Origin of the sequence: Sphingobium sp. DEHP117 (assembly GCF_030867385.1) — a bacterium.
In the GTDB taxonomy this organism is placed as follows: Bacteria; Pseudomonadota; Alphaproteobacteria; order Sphingomonadales; family Sphingomonadaceae; genus Sphingobium.
Genome location: NZ_JAPFBJ010000002.1, coordinates 132,256 through 146,895, shown reverse-complemented (window position 1 = coordinate 146,895; position 14,640 = coordinate 132,256). Strand labels below are relative to the sequence as shown.

At 59.3% G+C, this 14,640-nt stretch carries 12 protein-coding genes and 1 tRNA gene; 5 read left to right on the top strand and 8 right to left on the bottom strand.

From position 1 onward, the window contains the following. Nucleotides 1–428: 428 nt before the first annotated feature. The 3 genes from OOT33_RS07760 (at nt 429) to OOT33_RS07750 (ending at nt 6,092) form a co-directional block, all read left to right on the top strand. The gene (locus OOT33_RS07760) at nt 429–2,918 is read left to right on the top strand and encodes a TonB-dependent receptor domain-containing protein (RefSeq protein ID WP_307749439.1); all 2,490 of its coding nucleotides are present in this window, start codon (nt 429–431) and stop codon (nt 2,916–2,918) included. Between the two features lie 1,089 nt (nt 2,919–4,007). After that, nucleotides 4,008–4,985, top strand: a complete 978-nt coding sequence (locus OOT33_RS07755; protein WP_307749438.1) for a TauD/TfdA family dioxygenase — start codon at nt 4,008–4,010, stop codon at nt 4,983–4,985. 150 nt (nt 4,986–5,135) lie between these two features. Continuing rightward, entirely contained in the window at nt 5,136–6,092 is a 957-nt protein-coding gene (locus OOT33_RS07750; RefSeq protein WP_307749437.1) for an SDR family NAD(P)-dependent oxidoreductase, read from the top strand. Nucleotides 6,093–6,348: 256 nt separating this feature from the next. Here the strand turns inward: OOT33_RS07750 and OOT33_RS07745 are convergent, their stop codons facing one another. The 6 genes from OOT33_RS07745 to OOT33_RS07730 all read right to left on the bottom strand — a co-directional run bounded on the left by OOT33_RS07745 (nt 6,349) and on the right by OOT33_RS07730 (nt 11,065). Beyond that, the gene (locus OOT33_RS07745) at nt 6,349–7,566 is read right to left on the bottom strand and encodes a cytochrome P450 (RefSeq protein ID WP_307749436.1); all 1,218 of its coding nucleotides are present in this window, start codon (nt 7,564–7,566) and stop codon (nt 6,349–6,351) included. A 218-nt stretch (nt 7,567–7,784) separates the two neighbouring features. Beyond that, nucleotides 7,785–8,042 (bottom strand): helix-turn-helix domain-containing protein, encoded by a 258-nt coding sequence (locus tag OOT33_RS17875; protein ID WP_373690564.1) that lies wholly within the window; start codon nt 8,040–8,042, stop codon nt 7,785–7,787. 93 nt (nt 8,043–8,135) lie between these two features. Next, the gene (istB, locus tag OOT33_RS07740) at nt 8,136–8,918 is read right to left on the bottom strand and encodes an IS21-like element helper ATPase IstB (protein ID WP_307748225.1); all 783 of its coding nucleotides are present in this window, start codon (nt 8,916–8,918) and stop codon (nt 8,136–8,138) included. Further along, nucleotides 8,908–10,431, bottom strand: coding sequence for an IS21 family transposase (istA, locus tag OOT33_RS07735; protein ID WP_307748224.1), 1,524 nt, complete (start codon nt 10,429–10,431; stop codon nt 8,908–8,910). The genes istB and istA overlap by 11 nt, the downstream gene beginning before the upstream one ends. 161 nt (nt 10,432–10,592) lie before the next feature. Further along, nucleotides 10,593–10,793, bottom strand: a complete 201-nt coding sequence (locus OOT33_RS17870; RefSeq protein ID WP_373690534.1) for a helix-turn-helix transcriptional regulator — start codon at nt 10,791–10,793, stop codon at nt 10,593–10,595. Between the two features lie 197 nt (nt 10,794–10,990). After that, nucleotides 10,991–11,065 (bottom strand) — tRNA-Gly (locus tag OOT33_RS07730). A 210-nt stretch (nt 11,066–11,275) separates the two neighbouring features. Between OOT33_RS07730 and OOT33_RS07725 the strand changes: the two genes are divergently transcribed. Together OOT33_RS07725 and OOT33_RS07720 are read left to right on the top strand one after the other, a co-directional pair. After that, complete coding sequence (locus OOT33_RS07725; RefSeq protein ID WP_307749435.1) at nt 11,276–12,187, top strand: tetratricopeptide repeat protein; 912 nt, start codon at nt 11,276–11,278, stop codon at nt 12,185–12,187. 22 nt (nt 12,188–12,209) lie between these two features. Continuing rightward, nucleotides 12,210–12,827 carry an LON peptidase substrate-binding domain-containing protein gene (locus OOT33_RS07720; RefSeq protein WP_307749434.1) on the top strand — a complete coding sequence of 206 codons (618 nt, stop codon included), beginning with the start codon at nt 12,210–12,212 and terminating at the stop codon, nt 12,825–12,827. A 34-nt stretch (nt 12,828–12,861) separates the two neighbouring features. On the opposite strand, the gene OOT33_RS07715 is transcribed toward OOT33_RS07720, so the two are convergent. Further along, on the bottom strand, nt 12,862–13,305 hold the full coding sequence (locus OOT33_RS07715; RefSeq protein ID WP_307749432.1) for an MAPEG family protein: 444 nt from the start codon (nt 13,303–13,305) through the stop codon (nt 12,862–12,864). Between the two features lie 111 nt (nt 13,306–13,416). Then, nucleotides 13,417–14,619 carry a type III PLP-dependent enzyme gene (locus tag OOT33_RS07710; protein WP_307749431.1) on the bottom strand — a complete coding sequence of 401 codons (1,203 nt, stop codon included), beginning with the start codon at nt 14,617–14,619 and terminating at the stop codon, nt 13,417–13,419. Nucleotides 14,620–14,640: the final 21 nt, after the last annotated feature.

Here is a 14,640-nt window from a genome sequence, read left to right as displayed (position 1 = left end):
GCGCGGCGGGCGATGGCGTGCCGCAAATCTGGCTTCAGGATCGATACGCTCGCTGTCCGGCACCGGACTCAATCCGATGAGGTGCATCGGCCCACAGTAACGCTGACGTACCTTCTGTTTGTTGTAATTCCACAAAAACATTCAGAATGCGTACTCCATTTCATGCAATTGCGAGCCTCGGCGACTGCCGAAAAAATGGTCGATCGTGGGGATCATGCAACCGCGTGTCCGACCGCGAGCCATATTGTCCGACAATAACGATTGACGTTATGAATCGGCTGAGTTAGCCTACAATGAATTAAAACGCACAGGTCTCGCGGTCAGCTGTGACAGAGGCAGGCGGAGTGAGCACGGGTCCCAATGCCCGGTTCCCGCCGATCCTGTGCCAAAAAAACTGATGGCGATGAATTCGAAACGGGGAGGATATCATGAATTATTCACCGCATTGCAAAATGTCGGCCGCCGAAGGGACCGGACGGCTGTTCAGCAGGATTTGGCGCGCCGGGGCTCTGGCGGCCACCGCGCTGTCGCCTGTTATCATGGCGGCGCCTGGGCTTGCGGCGGAGGCAACTGCGGCGCCGGCTGAAACCGAAGTCGTCGACGATTCGATCATCGTCGTCACCGCGCAGCGCCGGACAGAGGCGCTGGAAGATGTGCCGATGACTGTTACGGTGCTGACGCCGGAAAGCCTCGCCAAGGCCAATGTCAACAACGTTCGCGATCTCGCCAACGTTACGACAGGTTACCAGCTCGGCAACGGCGGCACCGTTCCGCAGCCGGCAATTCGCGGCATCACCACGACAAATGCGGGCGCTTTCGAGAACAACGTCGCCGTCTATATTGACGACGTCTACCAGACCCTGCCCGCCGCCCTCAATATCGACATGCCGAACATTCAGAACGTCCAGGTTCTGAAAGGGCCGCAGGGCACGCTGTACGGAAGAAATGCAACAGGCGGTGCGATCCTGATTTCGACAATCGATCCAGGGAAGAAGTGGACCGGCAAGGTCGAGTTGACCTATGCTCGCTTCGACGACAAGCGCGCCAGCGCCTTCGTATCCGGACCGATTAGCGATCAGGTTGGAGTCAGTCTCGCCGGTTATATTCGCCGGACCGACGGCTGGATCAAGAAGGCCAGCCGCACCCAACCTGGCAAATTCGACGGGCGCACGCTTGGCATCGATCAGGATGCCATTCGCGCAAAGCTGTACTTCGAATTCAGCGACAGCTTTTCGGCCACGGCTGGATATGCCTACACGCATGTCGATGATCCCAACGCGAACAACTTCACCCATTTTGAAAACGTGACCGTCCCTTCGGCTGCTTCAGGCGGCACGACGCCGACCAAGTTGGGCGGAGCGGCGTTCGATCTCAAATCCAAGATCAACGTGAAACAGAACGAAGGTTTCTTGAAGCTGAAGCTGGAAACCGGCATCGGCGAACTGCGATCCATCTCCGCATACACAAATACAACGGTCGACACTCCATTCGACCCAGACGGAAGCTATGTTCCCGCCCAATATTTCACCAACAAACAGCGGGACCGCAGCTGGCAGCAGACCCTGGATTACTCGATATCCGCGATTGACAACCTCGATCTGCTGGTGGGTGCGCAGTATATCAATATCAAGACCTCTTATCCTGGCCCGGCGACGTTCTACCTAGGACCGACGTCTTTTAACCCGGCAGTCGAGGTGCCGCTGTCGCAATATTCGGTGTTCTACAGGGACGAGGTATTCAATCGAACGAAGGAGGCCTGGGCCGCCTACGCCGACGCGACTTTCCATTTGGGTGATCGACTGAGCATCAATGCCGGTGGTCGCTACAGCGAGGAAACGCAGGACGTATATGTCCGGCGAACCAGTCCTCTCCGTATCAGCCCGTCCAACCCGGTCGGCTTGGTCTACGACACGAAAGCTTACGAGGCCGCGACTGGTACTGAATTCGCTTCCAAATACAAAAAGTTCACGCCTCGCGCATCGATCCGTTACGAAATCGAGCCGCGTACGAGTGTTTACGTTTCCTATTCCAAGGGTTTCCGAAGCGGAGAATGGCCATCCAACGTTCCCACAAGTGGAGGTGGGATTGTGGGCGCGCCGAGCCTGTATCGCGATGCCAAACAGGAGACAGTCGACGCGTATGAGGTCGGGTTCAAGCATGCAGGCAGTCGCCTTCGCGCCGAGGTCGCAGGCTTCTATTATGATTACAAGAACTTGCAGGTGTCCAACACAGTGGTCTCCGGCACCAGTATCTTCACCATTTTGCAGAATGCTCCCAGCGCTGAAATCTACGGCGCGGAGGCCAGTTTCGACTACGAAGTCGTCGAAAACTTCAATGTGCATGCCGGCGCGACGTGGCTGCACGCTCGCTATGGCAAGGGCTTCATTTACAGCGGTACCGGGGTCAATCCTGCGGTCACCGGTTTCAACACGAACAGCGATCCGCTGAAGACATTCAAGAACGTTTCGCTCGCCCAGGATATTTCGGGCGATCAGATGGCTCGCGCGCCCAACTTTACCGCGGTGCTGGGAGCCGACTACCTGATCCCCAACGGCGAGGGCGGGTTGCTCATGGCTGTGAATGCGAAGTACACGGATAGCTATGTCGTCACCGATCCGTCTATCTGGGGCGGTTGGGTTGCAAATAATCCGGCGAACTTCGGGAACAATGCGTCGTTGCTCCAGAACACGCCTTATGCAAATCGCGCGAACCAGCAGCGTGCCCGTCAAGGCAGTTTCGTGATGCTGAATGCTTCGGTCACATGGACGGATCCCAGCAACACATATTACGCGCGTTTGTGGGGCAAAAACCTGCTGGATGAGAAATTCCTGATCCACTATCGTCCCACCACGGTTGACACCTATTCACCTCTCGGTGAGCCACTGTCATTCGGTGTGACGGCAGGCATTCGCTTCTAACAGGGGGTAATCGGCTTATTGCCGGTCATTCGCGCGAACTCTGTGCCACTCACCCGGCTGCGACCCCCGGGTGGGTGGCATCGTCTTAGAGCATAGTGCCAGAAAGGCCTGCCTTGAGCTTGTCGAAGGGTGGGAACCGGTCTTTGGCAAAACCATGCGACAAGACAAGGATAGAGCGCGCGTCATGCATCAGATTTGACGCAGCGCGCTCCAAGTTTTTGTTTTAACGCATCGTTTTGGCGCAAAATCGGTTCCCACTTTTGCGCACGATGCTCTAGAAATCGCGGTAAAACAATAGCCTGGAGCGGTTGATCTGTTTCATTGAGATCGGAAAGCGCTCTAGGGGCCGTGGGGATTCAGTTCAGATAGAGCCGGGGCCGCAGGCGACCGCAGGGCAAAAGGGGGATTTTCGAGCATCTTGAAACGAGGCACGTGACTCGTTTCAACGCAGCGTACTTAAAGGTACGTGAGCACCGAAGCGCAGAAAATAGCGCTTTGCAGGCCTATATGGACTGAATCCCCACAGCCCCTAGAACAATGATGAAACCGCCGCCCATGTGGCGCCCCGCCGTTTCCTTGGCGTATTCAGCTGTCTCAACTGACACATTTTGTTCCGTAATATCAAATTAAAGTCCGGCATTGCCGCGAATATTTGCAGGACCTGATCCAGTTAGGTCATGATGACTGGAACGGTGAAATCTTGCGGGTTGAGGGCCTCTGGTTTTCCGTCAACCCGCATTCGGGTGGCTGTCCGATCGCGCAGACGGCAACTTGTAATGGCCGCCAGCAAAAATGGGGTCCACGGTCTCAGCGATGACAGCCCGACCGGCAGACTGCCCGCGAGCGGTCGTCCATGGGCCAGCTTCCAAAATTCTGAGCCGCAAGCGGATTGTCGGCGGCGAACCAGAGCATCGTGCCAAAAAGCCTGTCCTGAGCGAAGCCGGAGGGTGGGAACCGGTTTTTGGCCAACACGATGCGACAACAGAAAGATAGAGCGCGCGGCTTGCGTCAGATTGAACGCAGCGCGCTCTAGAGGTCGACACCCGATCTCGGTTTCCAAACGTCACGGCAAAAACACTGGAGAGACTAATGGCTGAAATTCATGTTCGCGATTTAGCGGAAAACCTCGCCTTCGGGTCACGGATTGCCGGTGTGACCTGGGACAACATCTTTGACCAGGCGATTCGGGCGCAGATAATCGAGATATTCGAGACGCGCGGAATGATCGTGTTCGAAGGTATGGATTCTACCTCGAAGATGCAGGTGGAGCTCAGCAAAATCTTCGGTCCGCTAAAGGAGCATCCTTCCCAGTCAACACCTCGGGATAAAGACGCCGCAGATGCGGCGCTCGGCATAATAGACATGCATTACAAGCCACGCGAAAATCCGGAAGAAGACTGCCTTGTTGAGCGGAACGGGCGGCGCATTGCCTGCTATTCTCCATGGCACTTTGATCATTGCTACAATGATGAGCTGAATCGTGCGGGTGTGCTGCGCGCGGCGATCGTGGCACCCGAAGAGGGCAGGACGGGTTTTGCCGACGGTATCGATCTATATTCCCGGTTTCCGAAGCATCTACGCGACGGACTGGAAAACCAGAATATCATCTACACGCTCGACACCCGGCTCGGCACTATGCGTTTCGGCGTGGATTTCAAAGTCATCAGCGAAGCGGCGCAAACTCCCGCCTTGCTCCTCGAAGCTGCGAGGTTCCCTCGCGCCATGCATCCCGCAGTGTGGACGCGCAAGACTGGTGAAAAGGTGCTTCACATCGGACCTTGGATGTCCGTCGGCATGGAGCGACGCGAAGACGCCGAAGGGGACGCCTTTTTGGATGAGGTTTGCCGTACCCTCAACGCGCTATGCTCTGCCGAGCACGTCTACTGGCACGAGTGGAACACGTCCGACATGGTGATCTGGGACAATTGGCGGATGCTGCATGCAGTCGAAGGCTATAACCCCAAGTACGAACGCAGAATGCTGCGCACAACGATCAAGGGAGATTACGGCCTCGGCTATTTCGAAGACGGCAAGAAGATTGGCGAGGTTCACCGGCAGTTAGCGTGATCCTCGCCGATGAGGGGCAGGATGCACGTCAATTGCAAGATCGGACCCCATTGGAAGGCTCCAAAGCGGTCCTGCCTGATAGGTCATCTGAGAGGCGCCGAAATACAATAATGACCCCCATGTCACAGCGAATATGTGGAGATTAAAGCAATGGGTGACGACAATAATGTAATTCGATTTGACGGCCAGGTTGCAGTGGTTTCGGGGGCTGGCGGAGGGCTGGGCGCGGCCTATGCAAAGGACCTTGCCCGCCGTGGTGCTTGCGTGGTGGTAAACGATCTTGCGGCCAGGTCGGCGGGAGAGCCCAATCCCGCAGATGTGGTGGCAGAGGAAATTCGCGCTTCAGGCGGCCGTGCTGTGGCAGCGAACTTCAGTTGCGCAGTCCGTGCGGGCGGCGATGCGATCATCGATTGTGCAGTGAAGAATTTCGGCCGGGTCGACGTTCTTGTTCACAACGCGGGATTCCTGCGCAACGGTCCGTTCGAGCAACTCTCCGAAACTGCCATCCGAGAAATTATCGATGTGCACCTCATGGGCTGCTATTTTCTCGGCCAACCCGCTTTCAGGCTTATGAAGCAGCAGCAATATGGCCGTATCGTGCTGATCAGCTCGTCTGCGGGCATGTACGGGTCTTTGTGGCAGAGCAACTACGGAGCGGCAAAGGCCGGCGTCGTCGGGTTGATGAACAATCTTGCCCGTGAAGGCGCAAAGCATGGGGTTCGGACCAACTGCGTACTTCCCTCTGCGTTCACCCGCCTGGGTCGTGAAGCCAATGAATTTCCACCGGATTTCCACGATCAGGCGCCGGAGGGATGGGAGGCTCTTTTCGACCCGGAAATAAGCCTTGGTTATGTCGTTCCTATGGTGACATATCTTGCCAGTCGAGAATGCCAGGTGAATCAACAGGCATACGCTGCCACCGGCGGGCGCTTCTCGCGTGTTTTTACCGCAATCAGCGAAGGTTGGGTGTCGGACTATCGCAAGAATGCGACAGCAGAGGAAATCGCCTCGCATATCCAACAGATCGACAGAACGGAAAAGTTCATCGTCCCCAAGGTCATGCAGGAAGAATTTGCTGACGTCATCAGAGCGCGTAACGCACTGTAGGCACTGGCCAGTGCGACGACTGATTATTGGTGTTTATCGCCGCTCGAGCGTCGTACGCATCAGTGGGGCCCGGATGGGGCCAAACGATGCGATAACAGACAAACAGAGCGCGCTGCGTCAGATTTAACGCAGCGCGCTCAAGGTCGCACTTTTGGGGCACTCATCGTGCGTCGTCGCGGAGTAAGCCAATGGTCGGATCCGCGTGCTGCGGATTTTGATCAGGCTCACGCCGTCGTGGCGCAGGTTTGAGAGGCAATCATGAAAAAACCAGCTCCAGCCGCTGAATGCCGCTGACCACGCCCGAGGACATGACCGGGGTCGTGCCGGGCTTGACGGAGAAATCGGGGATACGCGCCAGCCACTCTTCCAGGAAGATGCGAATCTCCCGTCTCGCCAATGTAGCGCCGGGACAGGCATGCGGGCCGTTTCCGAAGATGGCGTGGACAGGCTTTTCCCTGTTGAAATCCACGGTGAGGGGGTCGGGGTTTATCCGCTCGTCCAGGCCAACGAAGACATTGGCCGGCAGGACAAGATCGCCAGCCTTGAACTGTACACCGCCAAATTCGAGATCTTCAGTGATCAGGCGTGCCGTGTTGGCCAGGCCGTGCCGGCGGAAAAGTTCCTCTACGGCGTTCTTCATGAATGCCGCGTCGTCAAGGCGTGCAGCAAGCTGCCGACGATGCCCAGGATTGCGGGCTAAGAACAATGCGATAAATCCCGACATACCGGCAACCGTGTCGAGGCCACCAAAAAAGATCGCCGCTGCGTAGGATATGGCCTCAGCTTCGCCGATGCGCTTTCCGTCAATCTCCCACGTGACGATCTGGCTCAGCAGATCGCTGCCGGGGTTGTCGCGCCTGGATTGAACCCAGTCATTGAGATGTTCGAACATCTTCGCCTGTCCGCTCACACGGATTTCCTGCGTCTCTCCGCGCGTTACCTGCTCGGCGATGGGCAGCAGCCCTTTCTTTGCATCAATCGGCAGATCGACGAGAGACAAGAAAACGTCGATCGGCAGGACTTGCGAGAAATCCTGTATGAACTCGCATTCGCCCTGGGGTACCAAGCGCTCAATTGCATCAATAGCAACCTGGCGGACCCGCGCTTCGAGCTTCGTTATGGCCGACGGCACCATATATTGATTAAGCAGCCGCCGATAACCGGTATGTTCAGGCGGATCGAGGTTGATAGGAATAACCAGGGGTGTACCGGGCGGAAATGCCGGAACCGCGATCTGATTGTGCGAAAAGTGGCGGTGGTCGAGCTGCATCTGCACAATGTCATTTGCCCGGGTGGCCACCCAGTGGCCACCATTATGCGGCGTCCAAAAGATGTCAGGTGCGCGTTGCTGAAATGCCGCAAACGCAGCCTGGACATCCTCTGCCGCCCCCGGGAGGTTGTAGAGATCGAAATCGAAAACGAGCTCTGCAGGTACATGCGCGGGACGGGACGCGAGATGGCCGGTGTTCATCATTCGGTTCAGCGCTCCAGATGATCGATCTGGCCGACGCGATTAGTCGACTGCCAGCCTAATCCACTGATTATCGCATAGTCATCTTGGCTTGCGAGGCTTGTCTTAAAGGCTCTATTGTTTGACAAAACAGGACGCTGGACGGTTCGAGAGCATCGTTCCAAAAAGGCCTGTCCTGAGCTTGCCGAAGACTGACAACGAAGCGATGTTTTGCCGAAGACTTACGTCTCCAGCGCGTTGCGCAAGCGTTCCACCTCTAGTTCCAGCTCTCTGATGCGGTGGAGCAGTTCCGCGCGATCAGCTGCGCTGTAATCTTCGAGCGTCGCAGGCTGCCCAGTCTGTTTGGCGTTGCGCCGTATCTGGCTGGGAGAAGTGCCGAACCACTCTTTGCATCGCCGGGAGAATACGGACGTCTCGCTAAAGCCGATTTTTGCCGCGATGTCAGTTATCGGTAAAGCCGAATCCGTAAGATAGCGAATGGCCGTGTCTGTTGATGGTCGCTGAGAGTTGACCCGGGATTTTCACTGAGAAGTGACCCGTCTCGGATATATGTTTCGGTTACGTCCTGTGGGTCAAGATGATGTTTTCTCCTTTTCTGGTTTTGCCTGCTGGGCAGAGCTATTTTTGAAGCGGAAGCTGTCGTTTCCGGTTTCGAGGATGTGGCAGTGATGGGTGAGGCGATCGAGGAGAGCGGTGGTCATTTTGGCATCGCCGAACACGCTGGCCCATTCACTGAAGCTGAGGTTGGTGGTGATGACGACGCTGGTGCGCTCATAGAGTTTGCTGAGCAGGTGGAACAGCAATGCGCCGCCTGATGCACTGAACGGCAGATAGCCCAGCTCATCGAGGATCACGAGATCGGAGTGCACGAGCCGATTAGCGATCTGTCCGGCCCTGCCTTGCGCTTTTTCCTGTTCGAGGGCGTTGACCAGTTCGACAGTGGAGAAGAACCGCACCCGCTTCCTGTGATGTTCGATGGCCTGCACACCGAGCGCGGTGGCGACATGGGTCTTTCCGGTGCCCGGGCCGCCAACCAGCACGACATTGTCGGCAACGTCGATAAAATCGCAACGATGGAGCTGACGAACCAGCGCCTCGTTGATCTCGCTACTGGCAAAGTCGAAGCCGGCAAGATCGCGATAGGCCGGGAACCGCGCGACCTTGAGTTGATAGGCGACGGAGCGCACCTCCCGTTCGGCCGTCTCGGCTTTGAGCAACTGTGAGAGCATGGGCACGGCGGCTTCGAACGCCGGCGATCCCTGTGCCATGAGATCGGTAACGGCCTGTGCCATACCGTGCATCTTAAGGCTTCGGAGCATCACGACGATAGCGCCACTGGCAGGATCATGACGCATGGCGTGTCTCCCGACGCAGCGCATCATAGCGTTCGACATTGGCCATTGGTTCACTGACCAGCCTCAATGCCTGCGGTGCCGTCACCGGCGGCGTAGCGGTGGGCTTTCCGTCGAGCAGCCGATGCAGCAGGTTGAGGATATGGGTCTTGGTCGGGACGCCAGCCTCCAGTGCCCGTTCGACCGCAGTCAGCACGGCCTGTTCGTCATGATGGAGCACCAGTGACAGGATCTCGACCATCTCTCTGTCGCCACCAGGGGTGCGCAGCAGATGCGTCTGCAACCGCCGGAAGGCATCGGGCATCTCGAGGAACGGCGCACCGTTGCGCAACGCTCCGGGCTTGCGCTGGACGACGGCGAGATAATGGCGCCAGTCATAGACAGTATGGCCCGGCAGATGATGCGACCGATCGATGATGCGCTGGTGCTCGCATATCACCTGACCTTCGGCAGCGACCAGAATACGGTCAGGGTAAATCCGCAATGACACGGGCCGATTGGCGAAGGATGCCGGTACGCTGTAGCGGTTCCGGTCCAGATGGACGAGGCAGGTCGGCGAGACGCGCTTGCCCAGTTCCACAAAGCCATCGAACAGCCTGCCCATCGGCATCAGGCTTTGCACTTCGTCGGCCCACGCGTCCGCGACCGAACCCGGCTCGATCCCGTGCGGTATCTCCTGCCACAAGGCCCTGCAGCGCTGTTCGAGCCACAGGTTGAGCGCATCAAGGCTCTCAGCCTGAGGGACAGGTTGCCACAGGCGATGGCGGGCGTCCTGAACGTTCTTCTCGACCTGGCCTTTCTCCCATCCTGCTGCCGGGTTGCAGAACTCGGCCTCGAACAGGTAGTGGCTGACCATCGCCAGAAAGCGGGCATTGACGGTCCGCTCTTTGCCGCGCCCGACCTTGTCGACGGCGGTGCGCATATTGTCGTAAATGCCCCGGCGCGGAACGCCACCCAGCACACGGAACGCGTGATTATGGGCGTCGAAGAGCATCTCGTGCGTCTGCAACAAATAGGCCCGCACCAGAAAGGCCCGGCTGTGGCTGAGCTTGAAGTGCGCCACCTGCAACTTGGTGCGTACCCCGTCGATGATCGCCCAGTCCTCGCTCCAGTCGAACTGGAACGCTTCTCCCGGCGCGAACGCCAACGGCACATAGGTGCCGCGACCGCTCATCTGCTGCGCTTGCCGGTAATCGTCGCGCCAGGCTCGTGCAAAGGCAGCAACCCGGCCATAGGAACCGTCATAACCCAGCGCGACCAGATCGGCGTGCAACTGCTTCATCGTGCGCTTCTGCTTGCGCGGGCGTCCCATCTCCCGCTTCAGCCATGCCGATAATCGTTCGGCAAACGGATCCAGCTTGCTCGGCCGCTCCGGCACCTTGAACCGGGGCTCCACAGTCCCTGCACGCAGATATTTACGGATGGTATTACGGGATAGTCCCGTGCGTCGCGCTATCTCCCGGATCGGTAAATGATCGCGCAAATGCCAGCGCCGAATAATGCTCAATAACGCCATGTCCAACACTCCATGATCCCTCGCTCATCAAAGCCAGGGATGAGTTCAACATGGGTCAAATCTCAGTGGAAATTTATAACCCTCCCGGGTCAACTCTCAGCGACAATCAACATACTACCTCAAAAGGGTGGCCGAGCTTGCAATCCCGACCACCCGCTCCTTCAAGAGGAGTGTCGGGTAGGCGCTTCGCGGCGATCCAACCGTTTCTGGAGCCAGTCCAATATTTCAGCCTCAACCCACCCCACTCGGCTGGGGCCAAGGTGAACCCGCTTGGGGAATTGCCCGGCCTTTTCCAATCGTGCGACGTGCTGCGGTGAATACAGAACCAACTCCTTCACTTGGCGCTTTGATAGTATCCTCATCACGATAATCCCTAAGAAGGGAGCATCGCGATGCCCCGGTTACGACAATACCCAGGCGGGCTGACGCTATCAGGATCGGGAGGAGTCTTCAAATCAGTGTTCACTACGGAACATGGCAACACAGGAGTATGTGTTACCTATACGCTACCTGATGATTGCTAGGTATCGCTCGAAATTGGTTTAAGTATTTGAAATTATGGAGCGGGCGAAGGGATTCGAACCCTCGACCCCAACCTTGGCAAGGTTGTGCTCTACCCCTGAGCTACGCCCGCTCTGGCGGCCGGACGCGGAAGGTGAAGCCTCGCGATCCCGGCGGGTGAGCGGCGCACCTAGCATCGGTCGGCACGCCCGGCAAGCCCCTTTCGCATCTGGAATCCAAACATTGTCGAGGGTGCTTGCGCTGGGCGTCTTTGCACCCCAAATAGGCGAGCATATGCGGGCGCGCGCGCTCCCGCTTCAGGAACAATATCGGAGGCAAGAACGTGGCTACGCTGGGGTTGAGCGAGGCGGACCGCAAGGCAGTCGAGGATTTCCGGCGGGATGTCGTCGATCCGTCGCGCACGGCTCTCGTGGTGGTGGATTTCTGGGCCGAATGGTGCGGCCCGTGCAAACAGCTTGCGCCTGTGATCGAAAAAGTCTGCGCCGACTATGCGCCCAAGGGCGTGAAGCTCGTGAAGATCAATGTCGATGAAAACAAGTTCATCGCCAGCCAGTTTCGCGTTCAGAGCATCCCCACGGTCTATGCGGTGTTTCAGGGCCAGCCGGTAGCGGATCTTACCCAGGCGCGTACCGAGGGTCAGCTGAAGCAGATGCTGGACCAGATTCTGGCGCAGCTGCCGGTGCAATCGGACGAGAAGGCGCTGGAGGCGGAGATCGAGCCGCTGGTGGCGATGGCCGAGCAGGTGCTGGATGAGGGCGACGCGGAGCGTGCGCTGTCCATCTTCTCCCAGATTGCGGACATGGCGCCGGATCATCCAGCGGTGATCGCGGGGCATGCGCGCGCGCTGGTGGCGCTGGGTCGGCTGGACGAGGCGCAGGCCGTGCTGGATGCCGCGCCCGCCGAGGCATCGAAGGATGCACGGCTAGAGCGGGCGCGCGCTGCCCTCTCGCTCGCGCGCGATGCGAAGCCGGTGGCAGACCTCTCGGCGATAGAAGCGCGGGTTGCCGCCGATCCTGATGATCATGCCGCCCGGTTCGAGCTGGCGGGCGGGCTGATGGCCAACGGCGCACGCGATGCCGCGGCCGATGCGCTGCTGGAAATTATCGCGCGTGATCGCGACTGGGAGGGCGGCGCAGCGCGGACCCAGCTGTTGAAGCTGTTCGAGGCGGTCGGCCTGGAGGACCCCTGGGTATCTGCCCAGCGTCGCCGCCTGTCGGCCATATTGTTCACCTGATCGGGGGAGGAGAGCCGCGCCGATGACCGGGCAGCGTATCTCGCTTTTTCCCCTCGCCGGCGCGTTGCTGTTTCCCGGCGCGCATTTGCCGTTGCATATCTTCGAGCCGCGCTATCGGGCGCTGGTGAGCGACGCGCTGGCGCGTGACAGGCTGATCGGCATGGTGCAACCGGCAGAGGAGGGGTTGAAGCCGCGCCTTTACGAGGTCGGCTGCCTCGGGCGCATTGCCGAGTGCGAGGCGCTGGAGGACGGGCGGTTCAACATCATCCTTGCGGGGCTGGCCCGCTTTCGCATCCTGCGGGAGCTGGATGTCACAACGCCGTTCCGCCAGGTGGAGGCCGAGGTCGAGCCGGAAGGGCGGAATGACGACGAGGCGCTGAGCGCCGTCGCCCGCGCCGCGCTGGAGCAGGAGGCGCGCCGCTTTGCCGAGCATCTCGGCTATATCGTCGATTGGTCCGCCGTGTCCCGGCTGGACGACACCACCTTCGTCAACAGCGTGGCGCAGGTCGCGCCCTTCGATGTCGCGGCCAAGCAGGCGCTGTTGGAGGCAACTACCCTCGCCGAGCGCGCCGAACGCGCCATGCAGCTCATGCAGTTTTTCGGCCATACCGACACGGACAAGCCCGCCACCTTGCAGTAAGCGGGCCGCCGGCGTCTGCTTGAATGGCGATCGGTCAGCCCAATGCTGCGCGGAGGGCATTCACCGCCAGGACGATCAGCACGATACTGGAAATGAAGAAGATGCTCGCGCGCACCGGGATTGTGTTGACCTTGATCTGCCAGACGCTGTGCACCACGCGCAGGCCGACATAGGCCCATGCGAGGATGATGTTGAGCTGGCTCGCCGCGCCGAGCAGCGCCAGCAGGATCACGATCGGATAGAACAGAGTCGGCTGTTCGAGCAGATGCGAGTAGTTGTGTGAAGGCCAGTTCACCGGCTTCGGCAAGACGCTGTCCAGATCCTGCCCGCGCCCGCCCGGCGGCACCTTCGCGAGGTCGATATTGGCGGTCTTGAATGCCCCGAAGCGCACCACGACCATGTAAAGCATGACGATGAGCGTCCACAGCGCCAGCGCCGCCGCGGGCGCCAGCATCTCGTGCGAAAATGGTGATATCATTATTGTCCCTCCTGCCGTTTCCGGTGGGCGGGAAACTGATCCTGCGCGCCGTCCAAGTCAACAGCACCGGAAAGGGGGTGCCGGGCGGCAGCAAGGCCGCCCGTGCACCCGTTATTTGCCGAGCTTCACCACATTGTCGCGGCGTGGCGCTTCCTCGCGCTCGTCGTCATACAGGGTCGCCATCGGCGCATCCTCGACCACAACCAGCGTCTCGGCGGTAAAGCCATTGAACCCCGTGCGCATCGCGCAGCCATAGGCGCCGAGCATGCCGACTTCGATATAATCTCCCGTCTGCACATCGGCGGGCAGCAGAAACGGCCCTGCCATATGGTCCATGTCGTCGCAGGTCGGACCATAAAAGCTGAACGGGATCACATCCTCGCCGTCATTGTCATGCCCGTCGCGCAGCAGCTTGACCGGGAAGCGCCAGCCGATATGCGCCGCATCGAACAGCGCGCCATAGGCACCGTCGTTGATATAGAGCTCGTCGCCCCGGCGGCGCTCCACGCGCACGATCAGCGAGCTGTATTCGGCGCACAGCGCGCGGCCGGGCTCGCACCACAGCTCGGACGAGTAGGACACCGGCAGGCTTTCGAACGCGCGGTGGATGGCGTCGAAATAATGCTCGAGCGCGGGCGGCTCCATGCCCGGATAGATTGACGGAAAGCCGCCGCCCACGTCGATGATGTCCACCGTCACCGCCGCATCGACAATGGCGGCGCGCACGCGCTCGATTGCCTGCGTATAGGCATGCGGGCTCATCGCCTGGCTGCCGACATGGAAACAGATGCCCAGCGCGTCCGCCGCCTGGCGGGTGGCCATCAGCAGCTCCTTCGCGTCGCTGAGGTCGATGCCGAACTTCGAGGCAAGACTCAGTTGCGCATGGTCGGACGACACGCGCAGGCGCACGCACAGCTCCAGATCCGCCGCGCCATCAGTTGCGCGTACGATCTTCTCCAGCTCTTCCATCGTGTCGAGCGAGAAGGTCCGCACGCCGTGCACATGATAGGCCTCGGCAATCGCCTCCTCGGCCTTCACCGGATGCATGAAGCACAGCTTTGCTTGCGGCAGCACCTCGGCCACCAGCCGCACCTCGGCGATGGACGCGACGTCATAATGGGTGATGCCGCTCTCCCACAACGTACGCAGCAGGGCGGGGGAGGGGTTCGCCTTCACGGCATAGAGCGAGCGCCCCGGAAACTTCTCAGCGAAGAACCGGGCGGCGCGGGCTGCTGCCTGCGGGCGAATAAGCGTTACCGGTGCTGCCGGTTTGAGGGCGGTTGCTACCCCCAGCGCGCTAGGATGCTTGTGCAATTCAAGGGACCTCCAGGGTAT